Raw genomic sequence first — 24,391 nt, 5'->3', positions numbered from 1 at the left:
TTGATCGCGCCGGCCGGCGGGTGATCGACAGGATCGATATGCCGTTCGAACCGGATCTCGACGAAATCGACCGGGCCGATCCCGGGCGCGGCGCACCAAGTGTCGAAGAAGCGCCGGTCCGATGCATGCAAGGAGAGCACGACGATGAGCTTCAGCCGGACAACGGGCGCAACCGCCGGCAGCATGCGGCGTTCGCACCGCGCATCGCGGAGCGGCCTGCGTTGAGCGACGCCGATCCGGACGCGGAACTCGTCGCGCGGGTTGGCGCGCGCGACGCGTCGGCCGTGCGCGCGCTCGTCGCACGCAAACTGCCGCGCTTGCTCGCGCTCGCGACACGCATGCTCGGCGACCGGACCGAAGCCGAAGACGTTGCGCAGGAAACCTTCCTGCGGATCTGGAATCATGCGCCGCGCTGGCGGGATGGCGAAGCGCGCTTCGACACGTGGCTGCATCGCGTCGTGCTGAACCTGTGCTACGACCGCTTGCGCGGGCGGCGCGAGGAGCCGGTCGACGCATTGCCCGACATGCCCGACCCGCAACCCGAACCGGCCGCGCACGCGGAGTTGCGCTCGCGCGACGCGCGCGTGCGCGAGGCGCTCGCCGCGTTGCCGCCAAGGCAGCGGGAAGCGCTCGTGCTCCAGTACTATCAGGACATGTCGAACGTTGAAGCGGCGAACCTGATGGGCATCACCGTCGATGCGCTGGAAAGCCTGCTCGCGCGCGCACGGCGCAACCTGCGCGCGCAACTGGCCGGCGACCCACCTAGCGAGGACAAGCGATGACACCCGAAAGATTCCGTACCATCGTCGCCGCGTACGGCTCGGATGCGCGGCGCTGGCCGCAAGACGAACGCGCGGCGGCCGAAGCGTGGGCGCAAGCGCATCCGCGCGACGCGCTGGAGGCGCTCGACGATGCCGCCGAGCTCGATGCCTGGCTCATGCAGGACACGGTCGCGCCGCCGGCGCCGGCGCTCGTCGAACGCATCGTCGCGTCGGCGCCGGTGCCACAACGTGCGCGGCGCCGGGGCAGGGTGTGGTGGTCGGGCGCGGCGTTCGCGGGTGTCGGGCTGGCCGGCGCGTTGGCCGGCGCGGTGGCCGTGTCGATGCTGATGCTCGGCAGCGCGCCGATCGCGCAACACGAACCGGGCTACCTGACGACGACGTTCGGCGGCCCGAGCATCGACGGAGGCGACGAATGAGCGAACGCGGCTGGAAATTGTTGCTCGTCGGGTCGGTCGTGCTGAACGTGTTCATGCTCGGCGCGATTGGCGGCGGCGCGTATCAGTGGTTCTCGACGCATCGCGACCTGCATGGAACGGGGATGCCCGGACAGCGCACGGCGTTGCGGTTCGCCGCGGACGGATTGTCCGATGCGCGTCAGCGGGCGTTCGCGGCGGCGCTGAAGGCGGCGCGCAAGGACGCTCGGGATTTCGCGCGGGAAGGGCGCGATGGGCGGATCACGGTGCTCGATCTGCTGGCCGCGCCGCAGCTCGATCGTCCGGCGATCGATGCGGCGCTCGATCGGACGCGAGCGGCCGATAGTGCGTTGCGAGGGCAAGTCGAGCGCAGTGTCGTCGATTTCGCGGCGACGCTCACGCCGGACGAGCGCGCGAAGTTCGTCGACGGGTTGCGGCGTAGCGGGAACTGGCGGTTGCCGGCGAGATTGCAGAAGCAGCAGGGAGCGGCGGGAAACGAATAAGCCACACGTCGTCCAGTGACGGCACGGAATGACCGTTCACGCCGATACCCGTCCCGGGATTATGATGGCCCGATCGGCAGCACATTCCCGATGAACGCACCGCAACGCGAGGCGGCAATCTCGAGAGCCGCGGCAAGGACGAGCCATGGATCGAAGCGAAGACTTTATCGTGCGCACCATGTCGGCCAGTGAAGTGGCCATGTCGGTCGAATGGGCGGCCGCGGAAGGGTGGAACCCTGGCCGGCACGACGCGCGTTGTTTCAGGGAAGCGGACCCGGCCGGTTTCTTCGTCGGCATCTGGCGCGGCGAGCCGGCCGCTTGCCTCGCGGCGGTGGCTTATGACGAACACTTCGGCTTCATCGGTCTCTACATCGTGAAACCGGAGTTTCGCGGCAAAGGCCTCGGCATGCGCATCTGGCAGCACGGCATGCGTTACCTTGGAGAACGAAACATCGGCCTGGACGGTGTCGTTGCCCAGCAGGCGAATTACAGGAAGTCAGGGTTCCGGCTCGCGTATCGCAACATCCGCTATCAGGGGCGCGTGGGCGGCATCGGGTGCGCGCAGGTTGCGGCAGCGGCCGACGTACCGTTCGAGCAGTTGCTCGCCTACGATCGCCGGTGTTTTCCGGCGGCGCGCGAGCGTTTCGTCTCCGTCTGGATCGCGCAGCCGGATGCCGTGGCGCTCGCGATCATCGACGCGGGCCGTGTTGCCGGATACGGTGTCGTGCGCCGCTGCCACGCGGGCTGCAAGATCGGCCCGCTCTTTGCCGATGACGCCGATGTCGCGACGGGGCTGTTTCGTGCGCTGGCGTCGCGCATGCCCGGCGAGGTGATCGTGCTCGACGTGCCGGAAACGAACCCCGCAGCCGTCGCGCTGGCGGAAGGTCACGGTATGTCGAGCGTGTTCGAGACCGCGCGGATGTATACGAAGGAAGCGCCCGCGATTGCGATCGACCGCGTGTTCGGGGTGACGTCTTTCGAGCTGGGGTGATCGTCGCGAGCATGGCCGGCCCGAAACGGACGCCGGATTTGCCCATGCGTCTGCCGACGTGACGCCGTCTCCTGGCTACTTCTCGAACCAGTATTCGAACTCGGTGTGGTTCTGGTTGAACGCCTTGGCGTCGGACATTGTTTCCGCGCGCACGATGCCGTGGATGCCACGCGCAACGGCGCGGGCCGCCATCGATGCTCCTTTTGCCTACCGGCCGGTGGTTGCGATCGATCCGGCGATCGGGCAGCGCAAGCGAATGCTCGACGCCAGTTGAAAGCCGCGTGCAAGAAGCGGCAGATTCGACGTCTACGAGCTGAACCGGAAATATTTCGTCCATCCAGCGACGGATTTCCCGCCAGCCACCGTTAAACACGGGTACGCATCGCGAGAGCCCCCTTCATGGACCATCCGAACGACATCTCAACGGCCGCCATCGCGCTGAACCGTTTCGGCCTCGGCGCGCGGCCCGACGAATCGCCGCCTGTCGATCCGAAGGCTGCGCTGGTCGCCCAGTTCGACCGTTACGACGCACGGCCGGCCGCATGGGCTGGCGAACCCGACGCGGTCACGCTCGCCACGCGCTTCGCGACGGCCCGCAACGCGATGACGAGCGACGACGCGGCGGCCAGACGTGCAACCGAGCAGTCGATCCGCCGCGACGGCTACGACGCATATCGCAGCGCGGTCGCCGCACGACTGAACGGCGCGCTCGTCACGCCCGCGCCGTTCGTCGAGCGCCTGGTGCATTTCTGGGCGAACCATTTCGCGGTGTCGGTCGACAAGGGGCAGGTGGCCGCGTATGCGGGCGCATTCGAGCGCGATGCGATCCGCCCGCACGTGCTCGGCCGCTTCGAGGACATGCTCGTCGCCGTCGAGCAGCATCCCGCAATGCAACTGTTCCTCGACCAGGCGCGCTCGGTCGGCCCCGACAGCCCGGCCGCGCTGCGCGCCGAAGCCCGCAATCCGGCGGCGCGACGCGGCCTCAACGAGAACCTCGCGCGCGAAATCATGGAACTGCATACGCTCGGCGTGCGGACCGGCTACACACAAGCGGACGTGACGGAATTCGCGCGCGCGCTGACCGGCTGGAGCATCGCGGGCGGGCGCGGGCCGCAGCCCGGCGATGCGGCGCCGGGCGCGTTCGTGTTCCGTCCGAAGCTGCACGAACCGGGCGCACGCACGGTGATGGGACGCACCTACGACCAGCAGGGCGAAGCGCAGGCACGCGCGATCCTGGCCGACCTGGCACGTTCGCCCGCGACGGGCCGGCATATCGCGTTCCAGCTCGCCCGCCATTTCGTCGCCGACAATCCGCCGCCTGCGCTCACCGACCGGCTCGCCCGCGCATTCGAGACGAGCGGCGGCGATTTGCCGACCGTCTATCGCGCGCTGGTCGATGCGCCCGACGCCTGGTCGCCGGTCAATCGCAAGTTCAAGACGCCGTGGGAGTGGGCCGTGTCGTCGCTGCGCGGGCTCGGCTGGCGCGACGCGGGCGACCTGAAGGTCGCGCCGCTGCTCGCGCAACTCGGCCAGCCGGTATGGCGGCCCGGATCGCCGGCCGGTTACGACGACGTCGCCGCGAGCTGGGCCGCGCCCGACGCGCTGGTGCGCCGCGTCGAGATCGCGCAGCGGCTGGCTGCACGCACGGGCGACCGGCTCGACCCGCGCACGCTCGGCAATACGCTGCTGGCCGGCTCGCTGAGCGCGTCGACGGCGACCGCGCTGTCGCGTGCCGAAAGCGCGACCACGTCGCTCGCGCTGCTGCTCGTGTCGCCCGATTTCCAACGGAGATGAACATGGCCCGATCCTTGACTCGTCGACATTTCCTGAGCATCGCCGCGGCCGGCGCGGGCGCGATCCTCGTCGCGCCGCGCATCGTGTTCGCGAACGTCGAAACCGACCGGCGCTTCGTGTTCGTGATCCAGCGCGGCGCCGCCGACGGGTTGAACATCGTCGTCCCGTATGCGGAACCGGCGTATGCGTCGCTGCGCGGCCCGCTGGCGATCGACGCTGCGGCGGCGACACGCATCGACGGCATGTTCGCGCTTCATCCGGCGCTCGTGCAGACCGCGCAGATGTTTCGCGACAAGCAGGCGCTGTTCGTCCACGCGATTGCGTCGCCGTATCGCGACCGCTCGCATTTCGACGGCCAGAACGTGCTGGAGACGGGCGGGCGCGCGCCGTACCAGGTGAGGGACGGCTGGCTCAACCGGCTCGCCGCGATGTTGCCGGCGACGCGCGACCGCGCGATCGCGTTCGCGCCGACGGTGCCGCTCGCGTTGCGCGGCAGCGTGCAGGCCGCGTCGTATGCGGCGTCCGGTCTGCCGGCCGCGCCGGACGACCTGCTCGCGCGCGTATCGGCGCTTTACGAGGCGGACGCGCAGCTCGGGCCGCTGTGGCAGTCGGCGATGGCCGCGCGGGGCCTCGCCGGCGATGCGCATGCGCGCCAGGATCCGGCGGGCGTCGGCAAGCTTGCGGCGACGTTTCTCGCGCGCGACGACGGCCCGCGGATCGCGATGATCGAGACGGGCGGCTGGGACACGCACAGCGCGCAGAACGCGCGGCTCGCGAATCAGTTGAAGGCACTCGACACGATGCTCGCCGCATTGCGCGACGGCCTCGGGCCGGTGTGGCAGCAGACCACGGTGCTCGTCGCGACCGAGTTCGGCCGCACGGCCGCCGCGAACGGCACGGGCGGCACCGATCACGGGCAGGCGTCGGTCGCGATGCTGGCGGGCGGGGCGGTCGCGGGCGGGCGCGTGATCGCCGACTGGCCGGGCTTGCGGCCGGGCGACCTGCACGAAGGACGCGACCTGAAGCCGACCGCGTCGCTCGATGCGCTGATCGCGGGCGCGGCCGCTGAAAGCCTGCGGCTCGATCCCGGCCATACCGCGGCCACGTTGTTCGCGCAAAGCGGCGCGACGCGGCCGATGACGGGCCTCGTTCGCGGAACCGCATGACGCGCGGCATGCGCGCGCTCGCATCCGCCAGCCGATTACATATGACACAACAGGGAGAATCGACGATGAAGATCCGATCCGTATCGCTTGCCGTGTTGGCGACGACGAGTGCCGTGCTGATGTCCGCGTGCGTGGTGGAACCGGCGCGGCCGCCGCAGCCCGCGCCGGTCGTCGAGGTCGCGCCGCCGCCGCCGGCGCCCGGTTATCGCTGGGCGAAGGGCCATTACCGCTGGGCCGGCAATCACTGGGCGTGGGTGCCCGGACATTGGGTGGCCGTGTATTGAAGCGCGTGAACGGCGCGCCGCTCACCACCCGATGCGGTGCTTCTCCTCGGTTTCGCTGTGCCGCCAGTCGTCGTCCGCATGCAGATACTGGCTCGTCGTCGTCAGCGACACGTGCCCGAGGTTGTCGCGCACGAGCCGCAGATCGACGCGGCCATCGGCCATGTGCGAGCCGGCGCTGTGGCGCAGCCAGTGCGCGGATGCCTGTTCGAGCACGCGCGCCTGTTCTTCGCCTGCATTTCCTTGCGCACGCAACCGCTCGGCCGCGAACCGGAACACCTGCTTCACGATCCGGTGCAGCGCCGCGCGCGTGAGCGGCTTGCGCGTGCGACCGACCGGCAGCACGAGCGGCGTGGGTTCGCCGTCGGCCGGCAGCGCGGGCAGGCCATGCGCGCGCCGGTAGCGCGCGAGCTCGACCATCATCTCGGCGGTGGCCGGCACGAGCCGCTGCCGGCCGCCTTTGCCGGTCACGTCGAGCCACCAGCGGTCGCGCCCGTTCGCATCGCGCCGCGCAAAGAATTGTCCCATCGTGGTGTCGGCTGCTTCGGTAATGCGCAGCCCGCCGAGATACAGCAGCGTGAATACCCAGCGCGCGCGATCCGCATGGAAGGCGGCGCGCGCGTCGTCGCGCGGCATCGCGGCGATCGCATCCTTGACCGCCTGCCACAGCGGCGGCCCGAGATGGCGCGTGACGCGCGGCGCGGGCCGTCGTTGCCGCTGCCGGGACAGCGCGAGCGGATTGCCGGCCAGGTAGCCGGCCTGCACGAGCCACGAGAACATCACGTTCAGGATGACCATCGCCTGCCGCTGGCTGGCCGCCGACAGCGGCCCGTAGAACGGCCGCCAGCGCGGGTCGCCGCGCGGATGCTTGCGGCCGCCGTTCGCGCACCACAGGTCGGCCGGCACGGGCGCGAGCAGGAACTGCCGGTAGCCGACGAGATCCTCGTGCGTGAGCGACGACAGCGGCTTGCCGCACGCGATGACGGCCCACAGCAGCAGGCGTTCGGCTTCCTTGCGGTAGTTCTGGAACGTGGTGGGCGTATCGACGAAGCGTGCGAGCCACGCGCGCACGGCGTCGAGATCATGCGTCGCGGCGATCTGAGGATGCGCGCTGGTCGAGCGGTTGGTGCCCGCCCGTCCGTCGAGCGCGGCCGGCACGGTCAGCGTATCGATCGGCTGCGGCCGCAGCGCAACGCCGGACGGAACGGGTGAGGTCATGCGAAGAGGTGGCGCGGCTCGCCGGTGAGCGGGCGGGCGCACGCGGCGCGACGAAGCGTACGAGGAAGCGCCGATGGTAATACACGATCGCCGTGCGGTGAAGCCGCCGTCGATCGCGCGTGTCTGGCCGGTGACGAAGCGCGTGACGGACGAGCACGGCCACGTCACCCCAGCGACAACACGCTGTTCAGCAACGTCCGCACGAGCGTCGCCTGCCGCGTGACGCCCGTCTTCGAAAAGATCGCGCGCAGGTGCGAGCGCGCGGTGTTCTTGCTGATGTCGAGTTCGTCGGCTGCCTCCTCGAGCGTCGACCCGTTGACGAGCGCGAGCGCCAGGGCGGTCTCGGCCGGCGTGAGGTCGAACAGCTTGCGCACGATGTCGTGCGATGCCTGCGACTTGCGTTCGGCATCGCGGATGAAGATGGCGCACGCCGGCCGGCGCGGATTGTCCTCCGACCATTCGCTGAGCGGGACCGTACGGATCAGCACGCCGAGCGGCGGCTTGCCGGACGGGCGCGACACGGCGATCGCCTGCGCGACCGTCGGCGCGCCGCCCGCGCGCTCCGCGACCACCTGCCGGATCAGCTTCTGCAGCTTGCGGTCCTCCAGCGGATACGAGGCCTCGAGCGCGCCGCCGCGCACGCGCAGGCCGTCGCATTCGGCGAAGATCTCGTCCGCGACGGAGTTGGTCTTCATGATCGTGCCGCGCTCGTCGAGGATCGCGGTCGCGACGAGCATGCGGTCGATCGTGCTCGCGTACAGCATGCGCTCCGATTCGACCATCCCGAACTTCGCATGCAGTCGCACCGCGCGCTTCAGGTGCGGCAGCAACGCGTTGCAGACGGCCTTGTCGGTCACGGAGAACGCGTGGCCGTGATGCGAGCGGCACACGCGGAACCGGCATTCGATCCCGTCGGGCGTGCGCAGGTCCGCGCCCATCAGGTAGCCGACGTCGAACGGTTCGAGAAACTCGCGATACATCGCGCTGCCGCGCCACACGCCGACGCCGGGCAACTCGTCGACGGTGACGACACGATCGCTCGGCAGGTTCACGAACGGATCGAGCGCGTAATAGTAGTTGTTGTACGACGCGACGCCCGGCAGCGGCGCGCCGTGCCCGGACGCATTGATCATCAGCCCCGCGTGACCGCCGGCGGGCCAGCGCAGGATCATCGTCACGTAGTTCGCGTCCAGATGCACGCGGATCCGTTCGAGGGCGCCGCCCCATGGCACGTCTTCCAGCGGGCCTTCGTAGATTGTCGCGAGCAGCGCGTCGAACTGCTCGAGCGTCAGGCTCGATCGGGCAAGGCTCGGGGGAAGGGCCGGGGGCGCCGTGGTCATCGGGGTTGTCTCCTGTTGCAGCGCCCGGTCGCGGTGCGCCGGGCGTGCGGGTGCGTGCACGGGCGTATCCGGACCGCCGACGGCGGCGCGCGGCGGCCTGCACCGGAATACGGTAGCGCGCCGGCGCACGCACGACATCCCACGAATGAGGGTGGCGGCATGCCGTTGTAAGCCATTCGTGAACTTTCCCGAAGGAGCGTTCGTCTAATCGGCCCGCCAATGCTTCCTGAGGAACACCCGATGATTCGCAAGACCAGAACGCTGCTCGGCGCGGCCGTGATCGCCGGCAGCATGCTGCTCGCCGGATGCCAGACCGGAGCGGCCGCGACGGACGCGCGCGCGGCTCGCCCGGCCGACGGCCGGCCCGTGACCAGGACCGTTTATGTCGCGCCGCAGGCGGCGCGCTGCACGGGCGTCGCGCCGATGGAGTGCCTGCAGGTGCGCAGCAGCCCGGCGGAGCCGTGGAGCCTGTGGTATGCGGGTATCGAGGGTTTTGCGTACCAGCCGGGCTATCAATACGTGCTGGAAGTCGACGAATACCGCGTCGCGCAGCCGCCGGCCGACGGCTCGTCGATCCGCTGGGTGCTCAAGCGGGTCGTCGAGCGCCGCCAGGTGAACTGACGGCCGGTCGTGGCCGCCCGCGGCGCCGCTTACGCGGACTGCCGCGGCGCGACTGGCCTCGGCGGCGCGGCAGTATCGATGCGCCGGAACACGACGGACGACAGCAGCGTGACCGAGCCCATGCAGACGAACGACAGGATGAACCCGTTCGCCATCGAGCCCCAATGCGCGGCGAACAGGTTCACGAGTCCGCCGCCGATCGACACGCCGAGCCCCATCGCCAGCATCTGCATCATCGTAAACAGGCTGTTGCCGCTGCCGGCGTCGGCATGCGACAGGCCCTTCAGCGTCACGGCGTTCATCGCGGCGAACTGCATCGAGTTCGCGGCGCCGAACACGATCAGCAACGCAATCTCCAGCGCCGGCGCGGGCCGTGCCGAGACCAGCGCGAACCCCGCGATCGCGCAGCCGACGATCCCCGTGTTCACGACCAGGAACGTCGCATAGCCGAAGCGTGTCGCGAGCGGCGCGATCCAGCGCTTCGCGATCACGCCGGCGATCGCGGCCGGCAGCATCATCATCCCCGACTGGAGCGGCGTATAGCCGAGCTGCACCTGCATCAGCAGCGGCAGCATGAACGGCACGGCGCTCGTGCCGATCCGGCACAGCAGGTTGCCGAGCAGCCCCGAGCCGAAGTTCGGTTCGCGGAACAACCCGAGCCGGAACAGCGGCTGCGCGCGGCGCCGCGCATGGGGCAGGTACGCGAGCGCGCTCGCCATGCCCAGCACGGCGAGCCCGATCGCCCAGCCGGTGCGGTGCGCGGGCATTGGCGGATCGATCGCGAGCGACAGCGCGATCATCGCGACCGACAGCAGCGCACAGCCGACGAAGTCGAACGGCGGCGGCTGCATCGCCTGATCGTGCGGCAGGAAGCGCTGCACCGCGATGAAGCCCACCACGCCGACCGGCACGTTGACGATGAACACCCAGTGCCAGGAAATCGCCTGCGTGAGCCAGCCGCCGAGCGTCGGCCCGACGATCGGGCCGAGTTGTCCGGCGATCGACACGAACGCGATCGCCGCGACGTACCGTTCGCCCGGCACGCGGCGCAACACCGCGAGCCGACCGATCGGCAGCAGCATCGAGCCGCCGATGCCCTGCACGGCGCGCGCGACGACGAGCTGGCCGAGCGTGTGAGACGCCGCGCAGCCGATCGACGCGAGCGAGAACACCAGGATGGCGAGCGAGAACACGCGGCGCGTGCCGAACCGGTCGGCGAGCCAGCCGGACGCCGGCGTGAGCATCGCCATCGTCAGCGTGTAGACGACCACGACCGGCTGCATCGCGAGCGGCGAAGCATGCAGGCTTTGCGCGATCGACGGCAGCGCGGTGTTGACGATCGTCGTGTCGAGCGACTGCATGAAGAACGCGGCGGCGACGATCCACAGCAGCGCGGAGTGTGAGGGTTCGCGGGACATGACGAAACGGGAAGTGCGGCGACCGGCGCGGTGGCGACGTGACGGGCGACGCGGCCCGGCAGGCTCGCGCCGGCGCACGACCGGTCTACAAACGTCCGATGGTACCGATTCCGGTGGCCATCGGGAAGCCGCGTGATGGCACTGACCGTCATCGACATCGCCGATGAAGAGGCGGGACGCTCGATCCCGCCCGGCTCATTACCCGACACCGATCGTTCCTGCGGCATCCGGCCGGGTTTCCGCCGGCCGGATCGCGTGGCATGCGCGCCACACGTGGCCGCGTCATGCGGCGCGTTTCTGCGAAATCACCAGCAGCGCGCCGTTCCTGTCCTCCAGCACCGCGCGGTATTCGTGCGGCCCCGCCTGCACCGGCACGCGCACCGACGCGCCTGCCTTCACGACCCGCGCCATGGCCGCGTAAAGGTCGTCGTCCTCGTCCACGCGCAGCGTGAGCGCCGCGCGTTCGACGATCTGCTCGTCGCCGGCCACCAGCGCGATCGTCAGCGGGCCGCCGTCGAGTGCGCAATAGCGGTCGCCGTCCCGAAACTTCACGTTCAGGCCCAGCCCGTCGACGAACAGCGGCAAGGCCGTGTCGATGTCGTCGACCGGATACAACAGCATCGATACCTTCATTCCCTCTCTCCCTCGTCTTGATGTGTACGGTCCGCACCGGGCCGTCATTCGATGCTAGCGCGCGGTGCCGGCCGCGACGCAGTCTGTTCGGATGACGGTGAAACCCCTCTGTCCCCGCATGCATGCCGTTACTCCAAACAGACGATGCCCGTGCGGGCCCGCGCGCCGACACTCCCATCCGTGGACCGTCGCTATTCGTCCGTATCGTGCGGGCGGGCCGCACGACCCCGACTCGTCCAACATACATGGAGACGCACGCAATGAAGTTTTCCCTCATCTACGAAGCCCAGACCACCGACGCATCGCGCGAGGGCGACCACCGGGTATTCAAGGAGACGGTCGAACAGGCGCTGCTCGCCGAGCAGGTCGGCTTCGACACGATCTGGTGCGTGGAGCACACGTCGCTGACCAACTATGCGCACATGAGCGCGCCGGAAACCTTCCTTGCGTACCTGGCCGGCCGCACGACGCGCATCGGCCTCGGCCACGGCGTCGTGTGCCTGCCGCCGGCTATGAACCATCCGATCAAGGTCGCGGAGCGCGTCGCGCTGCTCGACATCCTGTCGGGCGGCCGCGTGCACTTCGGCGTCGGCAAGGGCGGCAGCCAGCAGGAAGCCGGTGCGTTCGGCTACGACCTCAACGAACTGCAGCCGATGATCGACGAGTCGATGTACCTGGTGCCGAAGATGTTCGTGCAGGACGAGATCGAGCACGACGGCACGTACATCAAGATCCCGAAGCGCCCGATCCACCCGAAGCCGTTCCAGGATCCGCACCCGCCGATGTACCTCGCGTGCACGAATACCGACGCGCTGCTGCGCGCCGGCCAGCGCGGGATGGGCGCGCTGGTGCTCGGTTTCGGCGGCCCCGACGAAGTCGCGAAGAAGAACGCGGTGTACCGCGAAGCGTGGGCGAACCGCAAGCCGGAAGACCAGGTCGGCTTCCGCCCGACCCAGCACCTCGCGGCGCTGTGCCCGACGGTCGTGATGGCCGACGGCCAGGCCGCCCGCAAGATCGGCATCCGCGGCCAGCGTTACTTCATGGAGTCGCTCGCGTACTGGTACACGGGCGGCGAGCGTCCGGACCCGGCGAAGTGGGGCGACGACCTCGTGCAGGCCGACACCGGAGAGATGGTGATCCGCTCGCGCTTCGCGTCGGAGGAAGTCGTCGTGAACTTCGCCGACCCGGCGCTCGCGATGATGAACCCGAACCACGCATACGGCACGGTGGACGACTGCATCGGCTATGTCGGCCGCCTGCAGGAAGCCGGCGTCGACGAAGTGCTGTTCCTGTGCCAGATGGGCACGGTGCCGCACGAAGCGCAGATGGAGACGATCCGCAACATCGGCGAGCACGTGATCCCGTTCTTCAACAAGGAAAAGGAGCGCGCCTGCGCGTAAGGCGGGGCGGGCCGCGCCCGTCGTCCCTTCGGACGATGCGGCGCGGCCGCGCGAGCCCGACCATCGTCGGCAGGAGCCCTGGCTCGCGGCGCCGGCCGCGACGAACCACTTAGAGAGAGACCGGGATGCGCGCCGCCGCGCGCGCCCCGTATCACAGGAGACATTCGTGCACCGCGACAACGATTCGAACGCACTGGCCACCACGCTGATCGCCCGGGCCGAGGCCCTGGCGCCGACGCTGGCCGGCCGCGCCGCGCAGGCGGAAGCGCAGGGCCGCATCCCGGCCGAGACGATCGCCGACATGCAGGCCGCCGGCTTCTTCAAGGTGCTGCAGCCGAAGCGCTACGGCGGCTACGAGCTCGATCCGCAAGCCTTCTTCGACATCCAGATGGCGCTCGCGCGCGGCTGCATGTCGACGGCATGGGTATACGGCGTCGTGGGCGTGCACAACTGGCAGCTCGCGCTGTTCGACGAACGCGCGCAGCAGGACGTGTGGGGCAAGGATCCCGCGACGCTGATCGCGTCGACCTACATGCCGGTCGGCCGCGTGACGCCGGTCGAAGGCGGTTTCCGGCTGTCCGGCCACTGGAAGTTCTCGAGCGGCAGCGAACTGTGCGAATGGGTGTTCCTCGGCGCGCTGGTGCCGCCGGCCGAAGCCGGCCAGCCGCCGGAATACCGCACGTTCCTGCTGCCGAAATCCGATTACCGGATCCAGCAGGACTGGGACGTGCTCGGCCTGCGCGCGACCGGCAGCCATGACATCGTCGTCGACGACGCATTCGTGCCCGCTTACCGCACGCACAAGGCGCTCGATGGGATGATGGGCACGAGCCCGGGCCTGGCCGTCAACGACGCGCCGTTGTTCAAGCTGCCGTTCGCGCAGATCTTCGTGCGCGCGGTATGCACGTCGTGCATCGGCGCGCTGCAGGGCGCGCTCGACGATTTCACCGGCTATGCGGCCACGCGCGTGTCGGCCAACAGCGGCGCGAAGACGACCGACGATCCGGGTGCGCAGAACGCGTGCGCGAACGCGGCCGTCGCGATCGACGAGATGAAGGTGCTGCTCAAGCGCAATTTCGCAGAATTGATGGCATCGGTGACGGGCGGCCCGGCCGTGTCGATCGAGCGTCGCGTGCATTTCCGCTACCAGTCCGCGCAGGTCGCCGAGCGCTGCGCGCAGGCCGCGAACGCGCTGCTGCGCTATGCGGGCGGCAACGGCATCTATCACCGCAATCCGCTGGTGCGCCGCTTCCTCGACCTGCACGCGGCCCGCGCGCACTACGCGAACAACGTGGACCGCTTCGGCCAGAACCTCGGCGCCGTGATGCTCGGCCGCGAGAACACGGACTACTTCATCTGACGAGGTCGCGATGAACGACACGCAAGCGCAGCAATACGTGTTCGACGTCGTGGTCGTCGGCTCCGGCGCGGGCGCGCTGCTCGCGGCATGCCGCGCGGCCGACCGCGGGCTGTCCGCCGTCGTGATCGAGAAGACGGCGCTGTACGGCGGCACGTCGGCGATCTCCGGCGGCGGCATCTGGATCCCGTGCAACCACCACATCGCGGAACTCGGCGTGACCGATACGCGCGAGGCCGCGCGCCGCTATCTCGATGCGTGCACGGCCGGCGCGTCGTCGCGCGAGCGGCTCGACGCGTATCTCGACCAGGCGCCCGAGATGTTGCGTTACCTCGAAACCAAGACGCCGGTGCGCTACCAGGCGCTGCCGAAGTACGCGGACTATTTCCAGAGGCTGCCGGGCGCGATGCCGGGCTATCGCGCGCTCGATCCGCTGCCGTTCGACGGCGCGCTGCTCGGCGACGAACTCGACCGGCTGCGTCCGCCTTCACCCGGCACGCTGATCGGCGGCCGCGTGGCCGTGACGTCGAAGGAGGCGCACACGCTGTTCTCGCGCGGGCCGGGCTTCATGAAGCTCGCGATCGCGCAATTCGGCCGGTACTGGCTCGATTTCGGCGTGCGCCGCCGCACGCGGCGCGACCGGCGCCTGACACTGGGCAATGCATTGATCGGCGGGTTGCGCCGCGCGCTGCTCGACCGCAACGTGCCCGTGTGGCTCGACACGCCGATGCGCGACCTGCTCGAGGTCGACGGCCGCGTGACGGGCGTGCGTGTGCAGCGCTTCGGGCAGCCGGTGACGATCGTCGCGCGGCGCGGCGTGATCCTCGGCGCGGGCGGTTTCGAGCGCAACCAGCCGATGCGCGAACGCTACCTGCCGCAACCGACGCAGATGCAATGGAGCGCGACGCCGCCGGCCAACACCGGCGACGCGATCGCCGAAGGCCACCGGCTCGGCGGCGCACTCGCGCTGATGGAACACGTATGGGGCGCGCCGACGGTCGGCGTCGCGGGCGAGGAGAAGCAGCGTGCGCTGTTTGTCGAACGCAACCTGCCGGGCTGCGTGATCGTCAACGGCCTCGGCAAGCGCTTCGTCAACGAGGCCGCGCCGTATTCCGAATTCGTGCCGGCGATGTATCGCGACCATGCGCGCACCGGCGCGTGCGTGCCGGCGTGGATGGTGTTCGACGCGCGCTTTCGCCGCAAGTATCCGTGCGGTCCGATCATGCCGGCACCGATGATGCCCGATTCGCGCATTCCGGACGCGTTTCGCGACGTGCTCGTAAAGGCCGACACGATCGATGCGCTCGCCGGGCGGATCGGCGTCGACGCGGCCGGGCTGAGCGACACGCTGCGCGACATGGCGCGTTACGCGGCAACCGGTATCGACGAAGCGTTCGGCAAGGGCGACAACCTGTTCGACACGTACTACGGCGATCCGAGAAACCAGCCGAATCCGTGTCTCGGCCCGGTCGACGAGGCGCCGTTCTATGCGGTGCGGATCGACGCGGGCGACATCGGCACGAAGGGCGGGCTGGTGACCGACGGGCACGCGCGCGTGCTGCGCGCCGACGGCGCGCCGGTCGACGGCCTGTACGCGATCGGCAACACCAGTGCATCGGTAATGGGCGCGAGCTACCCCGGCGCGGGCTCGACGCTCGGTCCGGCGATGACCTTCGGATTCATCGCCGCCGACCACCTGGCCGCGCAGGCGGCCGACGCCGGCGGACGGTCAGACCGGCCGTCCACGACTGAACTTGACGGAGTCCAATGATGAGCGATCTCACTACCCATCCGCTGCGCACCGACATGCTGCTGGCGATGCGCCGCCTCGCGCGCTCCGTCACGGTCATCAGCAGTGCGCACAACGGCCGGCGCTACTCGATGTCCGCGACGGCGGTCGATTCGCTGTCGACCGATCCGCCGTCGCTGCTGATCTGCATCAACCGCAATGCGTCGCTGTATCCGCCGCTCGACGCGGGCGCGCCGTTCTGCGTGAACGTGCTGTCGGCACGCCACGAAGGCATCGCGATCGACTGCAGCGGCCGCCTGAAGGGCGAGGCGCGCTTCACGACGGGCGAGTGGCGCACGTCGCCGCTCGGCGTCCCGTATCTGCACGATTCGCAGGCGAGCCTCGTGTGCGAGCAGGACGGGCGTTTCGAATACGGCACGCATACGGTGTTCATCGGGCGAATCCGCGAAGTGTTGATGAGTGGCGACGTCGATCCGCTTGTCTATCTCGACGGCGCGTATACGACGCCCGGCGCGCCCGCGAACCGCGCGGCCGCGTGACGGCCGCACGCCTGACCGCATCGGAAAGAGACGACTCATGACACGCAGACTGAACCGCAATATCGCGAACGGTGCGGACACAACGATCATGCGAGCGCTTGTGCTGTTGATCGGTGCTGCGGCAACGCAGGTGCTCAATGCGTTCGCAGGCATCGCACCGGCGCTCGCGTCGAACCCGGCACGGGTCCGCACGAGCGAAACGGACCGGCATGCGGCCGGTGCGGCATGAGGAGCCGGCGATGAGCGATTCCCGTTTTCACCGGCTGACCGTTGCCGACGTCATTGCCGAAAGCGACGACGCATGTTCGTTCGTGTTCGACGTGCCAGCCGCGTTGCGCGATGCGTTCGCATACCGGCCCGGCCAGTTCCTGACGCTGCACGTGCCGTGTGCCGACGCGACCGTCGCACGCTGCTATTCGCTGTCGAGCGCGCCGGGCATCGATGCGGCACCGAAGATCACCGTCAAGCGCGTGCGCGACGGTCGCGCGTCGAACTGGCTGTGCGACCACATCCGTGCGGGTGATGCGCTCGACGTGCTGCCGCCGGCCGGCGTCTTCACGCTGCGCACGCTCGACGGCGATCTGTTGCTGTTCGCGGGTGGCAGCGGCATCACGCCGGTGCTGTCGATCCTGAAATCGGCGCTCGTGCACGGCCGCGGGATGCTGACGCTGATCTATGCGAACCGCGACGAGCGCTCGGTGATCTTCCGCGACGAACTGCAGCAGCTCGCGCACCGCCATCCGGGGCGCCTGCGCGTGATCCACTGGCTCGACAGCGTGCAGGGCGTGCCGCAGCAGCGGCATCTCGAGGAACTCGCGCGGCCGTTCAGCCAGCAGGAAACGTTCATCTGCGGGCCGGCGATGTTCATGGAGAATGCGCTCGCCGCGATGCTCGGCCTCGGGCTGCCGCGTGCGCGCGTGCATGTCGAGCGCTTCGCGTCGCTGCCCGATGCGTCGGCGCAGGCCGATCCGGCGGCATCGTCCGCAACGACCGTTGCGGCCGACTCCGGCGATGGCGCGGCGATCGAGACCGTGCTCGACGGCGAGGCGTTCGCGTTCGACAGCGCGCCCGGCGAAACACTGCTTGACGCAATGCTGCGCGCCGGGCTGCCCGCACCGAATTCCTGCCGGATGGGGCAGTGCGGCGCATGCATGTGCCGGGTTGAACGCGGGGCAGTGGCGCTTGACGGCAACCACGTGCTCGACGACGACGAGATCGCGGCCGGCTGGACGCTCGCCTGCCGCGCGCGGCCCGCGAGCGACGCGCTGCGCGTGGTGTTCCCCGATTGAGCCGTGGCGCGCCGGCGGCGCGCGCGGCAACCCTGTTGCGATGCCTATGACGATGGACAACGAAATCCTCACCACGCCCGCGCTGATCGCGCGGGCTGCCGCGCGCCACGGCGCGCATCCGGCGATCGAGTCGGAACACGGCCGGCTGACCTATGCGGAACTCGATGCGGCGCGTCTCGAAGCGGCGCGCGCGCTGCTCGCGAGCGGCATCGACGCAGGCGACCGGATCGCCGTATGGGCGCCGAACCTGCCGCAATGGATCGTCGCGGCGCTGGCGATCCACACCGTCGGCGCGATTCTCGTGCCGGTCAACACGCGGATGAAGGGCATGGAGGTGGGCGGCATCCTGCACGACGGCGGCGCGCGGCTGCTGTTCTGCTGCGGCACCTTCCTCGGCGAATCCTATCCGGCGATGCTCGCGCCGCACCGGCCCGCGACGCTCGAACGCGTCGTCGTGTTCGACGGCGACCCGCTGTCCGGCTCGCGCGACGAAACCTGGAACGCGTTCCTCGCGCGCGGCGCGGCGGTACCGCTCGCCGCCGTGCGCGAGCGCGAGGCGCAGGTGACACCGGATACCGTGATGGACCTGATGTTCACGTCCGGCACGACGGGCCGCCCGAAGGGTGTGATGACGGCGCACGGACAGAACCTGCGGGCCGCGCGGGCGTGGGCCACGATCGCCGGCGTGCACCAGGACGACCGCTACCTGATCGTCAATCCGTTTTTCCATACGTTCGGTTACAAGGCGGGCTGGCTCGCCGCACTGTCGAGCGGTGCGACCGTGCTGCCGCATCTCGTGTTCCAGCCCGCCGACGTCTTGCGGCGCATCGCCGACGAACGCGTGTCAGTGCTGCCCGGCCCGCCGACGCTGTACTACGCGCTGCTCGATGCGCCCGATCGCGCGACGCGCGACCTGTCGTCGCTGCGGATCGCGGTGACGGGCGCGGCCGCGATCGCGCCGAGCCTGATCGAGCGGATGCGCGCGGAGCTCGGCTTCGAGACCGTGCTGACCGGCTACGGGCTGACCGAATCGTGCGGGTTCGCGACGCTGTGCCGTCATGGCGACGACGCGCAGACGATCGCCTGCACGTCGGGCCGGCCGATGCCGGGCGTCGAGTTGCGTATCGCGGGGCAGGACGGCGCGGCGCTCGGACCAGACGAGACCGGCGAGATCTGGGTGCGCGGCTACAACGTGATGCGCGGCTACTTCAACCAGCCGGACGCGACGCGCGAAACCGTCGACGCGGACGGCTGGCTGCATACCGGCGACCTCGGCTGCGTCGACGCGAACGGCAACCTGAAGATCACCGACCGGATCAAGGACATGTTCATCGTCGGCGGCTTCAACTGCTATCCGGCCGAGATCGAGCGGCTGCTGGCCGCGCACCCGGCGATCGCGCAGGTTGCGCTGGTCGGCGTGCCCGATACGCGGCTCGGCGAAGTCGGGCATGCGTACGTCGTGCTGCGTCCCGGCGCGCACACCGACGCCGCCGCGCTGAACGACTGGGCGCGCAGCAACATGGCGAACTACAAGGTGCCGCGGCACTTCACGTTCGTCGAGCAACTACCGACGAGCGCGGCCGGCAAGGTGCTGAAGTACCGGCTGCGCGCGGGAACCGAAGCGGCGGCCTGACTGCCGGCGCGCGATATGTCACCAACGGGATGAACGCATGAACGATACGGGATTTCCACAGGGCGCGGTGCTCATGTTCGGCGGCAGCGGCGGGATCGGGCAGGGCGTCGCGCTCGAATTCGCGCGCGCCGGCGTGCCGGTCGCGCTCGGTTATCGCAGCAAGGCCGACGTGGCCGAGCGGGTCGCGCGCGACCTGCGCGGCGCGGGTGTCGCGGCCACCACGCATTGCGTGGACGTGACCGATCCCGCGCAGATCGATGCGGCGCTCGCGGCAGCGATCGACGCGCACGGCCGCGTGCACACGATCGTGTGGGCGGCCGGCCCGTTCGTGAACCAGCGCCGAATCGGCGACATGACGCACGACGACTGGCGGCGCGCGATCGAGGTCGAGACCGTCGGCTTCTTCAACGCGGCGAAGGCCGTGTTGCCGCATTTCCGCGCGTCGGGCGGCGGCTCGTTCGTGACGCTCGGCTCGGCCGGGCATCTGCGCTGGCCGGATCGCGATGGATTGTCGGTCGCGCCGAAGGCGGCGAACGAGGCGCTCGTGAGAGGGCTCGCGCGCGAGGAGGGCCGTCACGAGATTCGCGCGAATTCGATCCTGGTCGGCGTGATCGAGGCGGGGATGTTTCCGGTGCTGCTCGAACAAGGGCAGTTCGACCAGGCATGGATCGACGAGACGCAGAAAATGCTCGCGCTCAAGCGCTGGGGCAAGACGCACGATATCGGGCGCGCGGCGGTGTTTCTCGCGTCGGACCGCGCGAACTACATCACGGGGCAGCAGTTGAACGTGTCCGGTGGGTACGGGTTGTAGCGGATGCACTGGGCCCGCTCGGACGAGCGGGCTCGGCAGACGAACGCGTCAGTTGCTCCCGGCGCCGGATCTGCATACCGCCGGCGAACGGTATCGTCGGCCCACATTGCATGCATCGATGCGTATGAACGGCCATCTCACCAGCGACTGGTTGCGCACGCATCGTCCTCGGTATTCACCCTGACCCGTATCGCGCGATCTCGCCTCTCGGACCACGAGCGGTTCGCGCGAGGTCACGTTGATGAAACATTTTCTTCCGTGCGTGGCGTCACACGCGCTTGCCGGCCGCGGCGACTTCGCGTGCGCCGACGGCCGCGCACGCTTTCCCGGCGCGCGTCGCGACGCCCGATTCGCTGCTTCCCGGCATCGGGCACGGCGCTGACGCGCCGAAAACAGATGCGCTTCTGAAACATTTCCGTCGATTCCCTCCCGCGTAACCCCGGACGTCAGGCCGCGACGCTTGTCCCGCGCCGGTCCGCGCCGCATGGCACACGCCTTGCGGTTAGGCCGGGGCCGCTCGACACAACCGCGACCGATGGCAACGACGAATCGCGGGAGCGGCACGCAATGACATCGAAATATCGGGGATCGGATCGCGCCGCAGGATGGTGGCCGGTCGTGTCGGACGCGCAATGCGTCGTATCGGCGACACGAACGGACACCACACGTGTGATCCGTCAAATAGCAAGCTTGCTTGCGAGATGTCGTGCCGGGGGGCCCGCTGCGCGTGGCGGCATGCGCTGCACGCGGCGGGTCGGCGCGCCCGGCACATGTCGGGGAGACGCCCGTGAAAATGACAATGAACCAATGGGCTGCGCTGGCGATGGTGTTCGCGGCTGGCGCGCACGCGCAGGAAATCTACCTGCAGGGCGGCACGCAAGGCGTCGGCATCGGCGCGGCCGTGAGCTTCAACTCCGTGCTGGGCGCACACGCGGATTTCAATGCGATCAATCTGACGCATGACTTCACCGTGGCCGGCAATCGCTATCAGGACGACATCAAGCTGCGGCAAGGCGGCCTGTATGCGGACATCTTTCCATGGCGCGGCAGCGGCTTTCGCGCGACGATCGGATTGCGCTTCACCGACGACGAAATCCGCGGCGTGTCGGTGCCCACCAACGGCACCTACGTCTTCGCCGGCAAGCGCTACCCGGCGCTGCCCGGGATGTACGCGGTCGCGGAGGCGCGCTATCCGACCGTGATGCCGTATGTCGGGATCGGCTACGGGCATCGGCCGGCGTCGAAAGGGCTCGGCTTCGTCGCCGATCTGGGTGTCGCATACGGGATTCCGCGCTGCTCGTACACGCTGTCGCCGGAACTCGCCGCCGCGGCCGGACCGCAGAAGAGCCAGATCCTGACCTCCAGCGGCCTCGACGAACTGAACCGGATGATGTCGCGGTATCGGTGGTATCCGGTCCTGCAGATCGGGATCTCGTACCGCTTCTGAGCCGGACGTGCTACCGGATGCGAATCAGCGCGGCGCTCACCGGCGCGACCCTCACGGCCACCTGCTGTTTCGCGACGGCAAGCGTCTGCTGCGGCGTGCCGTTCCATGCGCCATTCAGCGCGACCGCCTGCCCGCCGAACGTGATCGGTGTTCCGCCGTCGTAGATGCCCGGATTGGCGAGCTGGACACCCGTTGCGTCACCTGACGAAGCGAGCGTCATCACTGCAATGTCGTCTGCGGCGCCGCAGCAACGCGGCATCGTTTCGCTGCGCGCACCCGCCGCGCCACGCTCTCTCTCCCCGCAGGCTCTCGTCCCAACAGACGATGTGACGCCATCCCCGACCGGCCAGAATCCTTTCACGAACAACGGAATCTGAACCTGGAGGAGGCCGACATGATCGATGTCCGTGCGCTCGGCTACGTCGTGGTCGAGGCGACCCGCGTCGATGCGTGGCGCCGCTACGCGGAAGACGTGCTGGGCATGCAGGCGCTCGACGCGCCCGACGGCGCGCTGTACCTGAAGATGGACGAGCGCGATTTCCGCTACGTGATCGTCCCCGGCACAACCGACCGCTATTTCGCGTCGGGCTGGGAGCTGCCCGACGGCGCCGCGTTCGACGCCGCGCTCGCTGCGTTGCAGCGCGCGGGCGTCGAAGCCGTGCGCGCCACGCGCGACGAGGCCGCGCTGCGCCGAGTGCAGGCCATGGCGTGGTGCACCGACCCGTCCGGCAACCGCCACGAGCTGTACTGGGGCGCGCGCTGCGACTTCCGCCGCTTCGTGTCGCCGCTCGGCGTCGCCCGCTTCGTCACCGGCGACATGGGGCTCGGCCACGCGGTACTGCCCGCGCCGCAGTTCGACGCGACCGACGCATTCGTGCGCGGCGTGCTTGGCTTCGAGCTGTCCGACATCTACCGCGTGAAGTTCACGCCGGACCCCGCCGAACCCGAGAAGCGCATTCACTTCATGCACTGCCGCAACGCACGCCATCACAGCCTCGCGCTGTTCGAGATGGCCGTGCCGTCGGGCTGCGTGCACGTGATGGCCGAAGTCGACTCGATGGACGAAGTCGGCCGCGCGCTCGACCGGGTCGCCGCGCACGACGTGAAGATGTCGGCGACGCTCGGCCGGCACTGCAACGACCAGATGATCTCGTTCTACATGAAGACCCCCGGCGGCTTCGATCTCGAATACGGCTTCGGCGGCCTCACGGTCGACTGGTCGAAGCACGCGGTGTTCGAGGCCACCAAGGTGAGCCAGTGGGGCCACGATTTCAGCATCGGATACCGGTAAGCCAGCACGATGACGATGAAACCTCTCGACAAGACGATGTCCGCGCGCGACGTGGTCGCGCAACTCGCCGACGGCATGACCATCGGCATCGGCGGATGGGGGCCGCGGCGCAAGCCGATGGCGCTGGTGCGCGAGATCGCGCGCTCGAACCTGAAGGACCTGACGGTCGTCGCCTACGGCGGCGCCGACGTCGGCCTGCTGTGCGCGGCGGGCAAGGTGCGCAAGGTGGTGTTCGGCTTCGTGTCGCTCGACGTGATCCCGCTCGAACCGCATTTTCGCCGTGCCCGCGAACACGGCCGTATCGACGTGCTCGAATTCGACGAAGGGATGCTGCAGCTCGGCCTGCGCGCGGCCGCGGCGCGCCTGCCGTTCCTGCCGACCCGCGCCGGGCTCGGCACCGCGCTGCTCGATCACGCGCCGCAACTGCGCACGGTCAAGTCGCCGTACGACGACGGCGAGACGCTGCTCGCGATGCCGGCACTCGAACTCGACGTCGCGCTGCTGCACGTGAACGCGGCCGACCGGATGGGCAACACGCGCATCGACGGCCCCGATCCGTTCTTCGACGCGTGGATGGCGCGCGCCGCGCAGCGCTGCTACGTGTCGGCGGAAACGGTCGACGCGTCGCTCGCGACCGAAGACCTCGATGCCGCGAAACGCAACCCGTTCGAGCGCTCGCTCGTCACCGGCGTCGTGCATGCGCCGGGCGGCGCGCACCCGACGTCGTGCGGGCCGGCCTACGGCTGGGACCTGCCGCACCTGCGCGCGTACTGCGCGAGCGCGGAAGACGATGCGAAGACGGCGGCGTACCTGCGCGACGTGGTCGGCCAGGACGAGCGCCAGTATCTCGAAGGCGTCGGCGGCCTGCCGCATGTGACGACGCTGCCGTTGCCGATTCTGTAAAGGAGCGCCTGTGAGCGAATCTCTCGACCATTCCCTCGCGGAACTGATGATCGTCGCGTCCGCGCGACTCTGGCGCGACGACGGCGAAGTGCTGGCGACCGGCATCGGCACGGGTCCGCGGCTCGCGGCCGGCCTCGCGCGGCTCGCCTACAACAACGGTCTGATGCTGACCGACGGCGAGGCGTATCTCGTCGAGGAGCCGGTCCCGCTCGGCCCGCGCCCCGACGGCCATCGCGTGAAGGCGAGCGGCTGGATGACCTACGAACGCGTATTCGACTGCCTGTGGCACGGCCGCCGCCACGCGCTGGTGATGCCGACGCAGATCGACCGCTTTGGCCAGGCGAACATCTCGTGGCTCGGCGACGACTACGCGCGTCCGAAGACGCAGCTGCTCGGCGCGCGCGGCTTCCCCGGCAACTCGACGAATCACGCGAATTCATTCTTCGTCAGCGGCCACGGCAAGCGCACGTTCGTCGAAGGCGAAGTCGACATGGTCTGCACGGTCGGCTACAACCCGGCGCGCCGGCTGCCCGGCATGAAGACATTCGTCGACCTGCGCAGCATCGTCACCGACCTGTGCGTGATGGATTTCGGCGGCCCCGATCACGCGATCCGCGTGCGTTCGCTGCATCCGGGCGTGAGTTTCGACGAGGTGCAGGATGCGACCGGTTTCCCGCTGGTCGCCGCACCGGAACTCGGCACGACGGCCGCGCCGAGCGCGGAAGACCTGCGCATCGTGCGTGCGCTCGACCCTCACAACCTGCGCGCGACGATCGTGCGCAACAATCCGGCGCCGCGCCGCGGATGAGGT

The 24,391-nt window shown here is 69.3% G+C and carries 25 protein-coding genes; 20 read left to right on the top strand and 5 right to left on the bottom strand.

The features are described from left to right. The first annotated feature begins 38 nt into the window (after positions 1-38). The 7 genes from DIE11_RS08680 (at position 39) to DIE11_RS08650 (ending at position 5,933) form a co-directional block, all read left to right on the top strand. The gene (locus DIE11_RS08680) at positions 39-782 is read left to right on the top strand and encodes an RNA polymerase sigma factor (protein ID WP_124622877.1); all 744 of its coding nucleotides are present in this window, start codon (positions 39-41) and stop codon (positions 780-782) included. Beyond that, the gene (locus DIE11_RS08675) at positions 779-1,198 is read left to right on the top strand and encodes a hypothetical protein (protein ID WP_059600562.1); all 420 of its coding nucleotides are present in this window, start codon (positions 779-781) and stop codon (positions 1,196-1,198) included. The genes DIE11_RS08680 and DIE11_RS08675 overlap by 4 nt, the downstream gene beginning before the upstream one ends. Then, positions 1,195-1,698, top strand: coding sequence for a periplasmic heavy metal sensor (locus tag DIE11_RS08670; protein ID WP_124622875.1), 504 nt, complete (start codon positions 1,195-1,197; stop codon positions 1,696-1,698). Before DIE11_RS08675 ends, DIE11_RS08670 begins: the two co-directional genes overlap by 4 nt. Before the next feature lie 145 nt (positions 1,699-1,843). After that, positions 1,844-2,689, top strand: a complete 846-nt coding sequence (locus DIE11_RS08665) for a GNAT family N-acetyltransferase (RefSeq protein ID WP_124622873.1) — start codon at positions 1,844-1,846, stop codon at positions 2,687-2,689. A 399-nt stretch (positions 2,690-3,088) separates the two neighbouring features. Beyond that, the gene (locus tag DIE11_RS08660) at positions 3,089-4,483 is read left to right on the top strand and encodes a DUF1800 family protein (RefSeq protein WP_124622871.1); all 1,395 of its coding nucleotides are present in this window, start codon (positions 3,089-3,091) and stop codon (positions 4,481-4,483) included. Between the two features lie 2 nt (positions 4,484-4,485). Next, a complete protein-coding gene (locus tag DIE11_RS08655) occupies positions 4,486-5,649 on the top strand; it encodes a DUF1501 domain-containing protein (protein WP_124622869.1) in 1,164 nt (387 codons plus the stop codon). 65 nt (positions 5,650-5,714) lie between these two features. Next, the gene (locus tag DIE11_RS08650; protein ID WP_059600556.1) at positions 5,715-5,933 is read left to right on the top strand and encodes a YXWGXW repeat-containing protein; all 219 of its coding nucleotides are present in this window, start codon (positions 5,715-5,717) and stop codon (positions 5,931-5,933) included. 21 nt (positions 5,934-5,954) lie between these two features. Here DIE11_RS08650 and DIE11_RS08645 read toward each other — a convergent pair whose 3' ends face one another. Next, a complete protein-coding gene (locus DIE11_RS08645) occupies positions 5,955-7,148 on the bottom strand; it encodes a tyrosine-type recombinase/integrase (protein ID WP_124622867.1) in 1,194 nt (397 codons plus the stop codon). 164 nt (positions 7,149-7,312) lie between these two features. Further along, complete coding sequence (locus tag DIE11_RS08640) at positions 7,313-8,488, bottom strand: helix-turn-helix transcriptional regulator (RefSeq protein ID WP_059600602.1); 1,176 nt, start codon at positions 8,486-8,488, stop codon at positions 7,313-7,315. 240 nt (positions 8,489-8,728) lie between these two features. Here DIE11_RS08640 and DIE11_RS08635 point away from each other — a divergent pair, with 240 nt between their 5' ends. Beyond that, entirely contained in the window at positions 8,729-9,109 is a 381-nt protein-coding gene (locus DIE11_RS08635; RefSeq protein ID WP_124622865.1) for a DUF4377 domain-containing protein, read from the top strand. A 29-nt stretch (positions 9,110-9,138) separates the two neighbouring features. Here the strand turns inward: DIE11_RS08635 and DIE11_RS08630 are convergent, their stop codons facing one another. Both DIE11_RS08630 and DIE11_RS08625 read right to left on the bottom strand, forming a co-directional pair. After that, positions 9,139-10,527 (bottom strand): DHA2 family efflux MFS transporter permease subunit, encoded by a 1,389-nt coding sequence (locus tag DIE11_RS08630; RefSeq protein ID WP_124622863.1) that lies wholly within the window; start codon positions 10,525-10,527, stop codon positions 9,139-9,141. Between the two features lie 282 nt (positions 10,528-10,809). Then, positions 10,810-11,160 carry a VOC family protein gene (locus DIE11_RS08625; protein WP_057925050.1) on the bottom strand — a complete coding sequence of 117 codons (351 nt, stop codon included), beginning with the start codon at positions 11,158-11,160 and terminating at the stop codon, positions 10,810-10,812. A 260-nt stretch (positions 11,161-11,420) separates the two neighbouring features. Here DIE11_RS08625 and DIE11_RS08620 point away from each other — a divergent pair, with 260 nt between their 5' ends. The 9 genes from DIE11_RS08620 to DIE11_RS08580 all read left to right on the top strand — a co-directional run bounded on the left by DIE11_RS08620 (position 11,421) and on the right by DIE11_RS08580 (position 21,386). Beyond that, positions 11,421-12,560, top strand: coding sequence for an LLM class flavin-dependent oxidoreductase (locus tag DIE11_RS08620; RefSeq protein WP_059600601.1), 1,140 nt, complete (start codon positions 11,421-11,423; stop codon positions 12,558-12,560). 166 nt (positions 12,561-12,726) lie between these two features. Then, complete coding sequence (locus tag DIE11_RS08615) at positions 12,727-13,920, top strand: acyl-CoA dehydrogenase family protein (protein ID WP_059600552.1); 1,194 nt, start codon at positions 12,727-12,729, stop codon at positions 13,918-13,920. Positions 13,921-13,930: 10 nt separating this feature from the next. Next, the gene (locus DIE11_RS08610; protein ID WP_124622861.1) at positions 13,931-15,688 is read left to right on the top strand and encodes an FAD-binding protein; all 1,758 of its coding nucleotides are present in this window, start codon (positions 13,931-13,933) and stop codon (positions 15,686-15,688) included. Then, positions 15,688-16,206 carry a flavin reductase family protein gene (locus DIE11_RS08605; RefSeq protein WP_124622859.1) on the top strand — a complete coding sequence of 173 codons (519 nt, stop codon included), beginning with the start codon at positions 15,688-15,690 and terminating at the stop codon, positions 16,204-16,206. Before DIE11_RS08610 ends, DIE11_RS08605 begins: the two co-directional genes overlap by 1 nt. A 37-nt stretch (positions 16,207-16,243) precedes the next feature. Beyond that, the gene (locus DIE11_RS08600) at positions 16,244-16,435 is read left to right on the top strand and encodes a hypothetical protein (RefSeq protein ID WP_124622858.1); all 192 of its coding nucleotides are present in this window, start codon (positions 16,244-16,246) and stop codon (positions 16,433-16,435) included. A 10-nt stretch (positions 16,436-16,445) separates the two neighbouring features. Beyond that, positions 16,446-17,495: a ferredoxin--NADP reductase gene (locus DIE11_RS08595; RefSeq protein WP_124622856.1), complete on the top strand. Its 1,050-nt coding sequence runs from the start codon at positions 16,446-16,448 to the stop codon at positions 17,493-17,495. 46 nt (positions 17,496-17,541) lie between these two features. Then, a complete protein-coding gene (locus DIE11_RS08590) occupies positions 17,542-19,128 on the top strand; it encodes a FadD3 family acyl-CoA ligase (protein ID WP_124622854.1) in 1,587 nt (528 codons plus the stop codon). A gap of 37 nt (positions 19,129-19,165) precedes the next feature. Continuing rightward, positions 19,166-19,939, top strand: a complete 774-nt coding sequence (locus tag DIE11_RS08585; RefSeq protein WP_124622852.1) for an SDR family NAD(P)-dependent oxidoreductase — start codon at positions 19,166-19,168, stop codon at positions 19,937-19,939. Positions 19,940-20,732: 793 nt separating this feature from the next. Next, positions 20,733-21,386, top strand: a complete 654-nt coding sequence (locus DIE11_RS08580) for a hypothetical protein (RefSeq protein ID WP_124622850.1) — start codon at positions 20,733-20,735, stop codon at positions 21,384-21,386. 10 nt (positions 21,387-21,396) lie between these two features. Here the strand turns inward: DIE11_RS08580 and DIE11_RS08575 are convergent, their stop codons facing one another. Continuing rightward, positions 21,397-21,606, bottom strand: coding sequence for a hypothetical protein (locus tag DIE11_RS08575; protein WP_124622848.1), 210 nt, complete (start codon positions 21,604-21,606; stop codon positions 21,397-21,399). 174 nt (positions 21,607-21,780) lie between these two features. Between DIE11_RS08575 and DIE11_RS08570 the strand changes: the two genes are divergently transcribed. From DIE11_RS08570 to DIE11_RS08560, 3 genes are read left to right on the top strand one after another with little or no spacing between them, the layout of a single operon-like run. Next, entirely contained in the window at positions 21,781-22,677 is an 897-nt protein-coding gene (locus DIE11_RS08570) for a VOC family protein (protein ID WP_124622846.1), read from the top strand. A 9-nt stretch (positions 22,678-22,686) separates the two neighbouring features. After that, a complete protein-coding gene (locus DIE11_RS08565) occupies positions 22,687-23,580 on the top strand; it encodes a CoA transferase subunit A (protein ID WP_124622844.1) in 894 nt (297 codons plus the stop codon). 10 nt (positions 23,581-23,590) lie between these two features. Next, positions 23,591-24,388, top strand: a complete 798-nt coding sequence (locus DIE11_RS08560) for a CoA-transferase subunit beta (protein WP_059600542.1) — start codon at positions 23,591-23,593, stop codon at positions 24,386-24,388. The last annotated feature ends 3 nt before the right edge of the window (positions 24,389-24,391 follow it).

Source organism: Burkholderia sp. Bp9012 (assembly GCF_003853825.1).
Lineage (GTDB): Bacteria > Pseudomonadota > Gammaproteobacteria > Burkholderiales > Burkholderiaceae > Burkholderia > Burkholderia diffusa.
This window is presented reverse-complemented; position numbering and strand designations above follow the sequence as displayed.

Excerpts from the sequence above, each read along its gene's own strand:
- DIE11_RS08595 (WP_124622856.1), top strand. The coding sequence starts at position 16,446 with ATGAGCGATTCCCGTTTTCACCGGCTGACCGTTGCCGACGTCATTGCC.
- DIE11_RS08600 (WP_124622858.1), top strand. The coding sequence starts at position 16,244 with ATGACACGCAGACTGAACCGCAATATCGCGAACGGTGCGGACACAACG.
- DIE11_RS08630 (WP_124622863.1), bottom strand. The coding sequence starts at position 10,527 with ATGTCCCGCGAACCCTCACACTCCGCGCTGCTGTGGATCGTCGCCGCC.
- DIE11_RS08565 (WP_124622844.1), top strand. The coding sequence starts at position 22,687 with ATGACGATGAAACCTCTCGACAAGACGATGTCCGCGCGCGACGTGGTC.
- DIE11_RS08680 (WP_124622877.1), top strand. The coding sequence starts at position 39 with ATGCCGTTCGAACCGGATCTCGACGAAATCGACCGGGCCGATCCCGGG.
- DIE11_RS08670 (WP_124622875.1), top strand. The coding sequence starts at position 1,195 with ATGAGCGAACGCGGCTGGAAATTGTTGCTCGTCGGGTCGGTCGTGCTG.
- DIE11_RS08570 (WP_124622846.1), top strand. The coding sequence starts at position 21,781 with ATGATCGATGTCCGTGCGCTCGGCTACGTCGTGGTCGAGGCGACCCGC.
- DIE11_RS08575 (WP_124622848.1), bottom strand. The coding sequence starts at position 21,606 with ATGACGCTCGCTTCGTCAGGTGACGCAACGGGTGTCCAGCTCGCCAAT.
- DIE11_RS08620 (WP_059600601.1), top strand. The coding sequence starts at position 11,421 with ATGAAGTTTTCCCTCATCTACGAAGCCCAGACCACCGACGCATCGCGC.
- DIE11_RS08650 (WP_059600556.1), top strand. The coding sequence starts at position 5,715 with ATGAAGATCCGATCCGTATCGCTTGCCGTGTTGGCGACGACGAGTGCC.
- DIE11_RS08585 (WP_124622852.1), top strand. The coding sequence starts at position 19,166 with ATGAACGATACGGGATTTCCACAGGGCGCGGTGCTCATGTTCGGCGGC.
- DIE11_RS08660 (WP_124622871.1), top strand. The coding sequence starts at position 3,089 with ATGGACCATCCGAACGACATCTCAACGGCCGCCATCGCGCTGAACCGT.
- DIE11_RS08605 (WP_124622859.1), top strand. The coding sequence starts at position 15,688 with ATGAGCGATCTCACTACCCATCCGCTGCGCACCGACATGCTGCTGGCG.
- DIE11_RS08610 (WP_124622861.1), top strand. The coding sequence starts at position 13,931 with ATGAACGACACGCAAGCGCAGCAATACGTGTTCGACGTCGTGGTCGTC.
- DIE11_RS08675 (WP_059600562.1), top strand. The coding sequence starts at position 779 with ATGACACCCGAAAGATTCCGTACCATCGTCGCCGCGTACGGCTCGGAT.
- DIE11_RS08645 (WP_124622867.1), bottom strand. The coding sequence starts at position 7,148 with ATGACCTCACCCGTTCCGTCCGGCGTTGCGCTGCGGCCGCAGCCGATC.
- DIE11_RS08635 (WP_124622865.1), top strand. The coding sequence starts at position 8,729 with ATGATTCGCAAGACCAGAACGCTGCTCGGCGCGGCCGTGATCGCCGGC.
- DIE11_RS08665 (WP_124622873.1), top strand. The coding sequence starts at position 1,844 with ATGGATCGAAGCGAAGACTTTATCGTGCGCACCATGTCGGCCAGTGAA.
- DIE11_RS08580 (WP_124622850.1), top strand. The coding sequence starts at position 20,733 with ATGACAATGAACCAATGGGCTGCGCTGGCGATGGTGTTCGCGGCTGGC.
- DIE11_RS08625 (WP_057925050.1), bottom strand. The coding sequence starts at position 11,160 with ATGAAGGTATCGATGCTGTTGTATCCGGTCGACGACATCGACACGGCC.
- DIE11_RS08655 (WP_124622869.1), top strand. The coding sequence starts at position 4,486 with ATGGCCCGATCCTTGACTCGTCGACATTTCCTGAGCATCGCCGCGGCC.
- DIE11_RS08640 (WP_059600602.1), bottom strand. The coding sequence starts at position 8,488 with ATGACCACGGCGCCCCCGGCCCTTCCCCCGAGCCTTGCCCGATCGAGC.
- DIE11_RS08590 (WP_124622854.1), top strand. The coding sequence starts at position 17,542 with ATGACGATGGACAACGAAATCCTCACCACGCCCGCGCTGATCGCGCGG.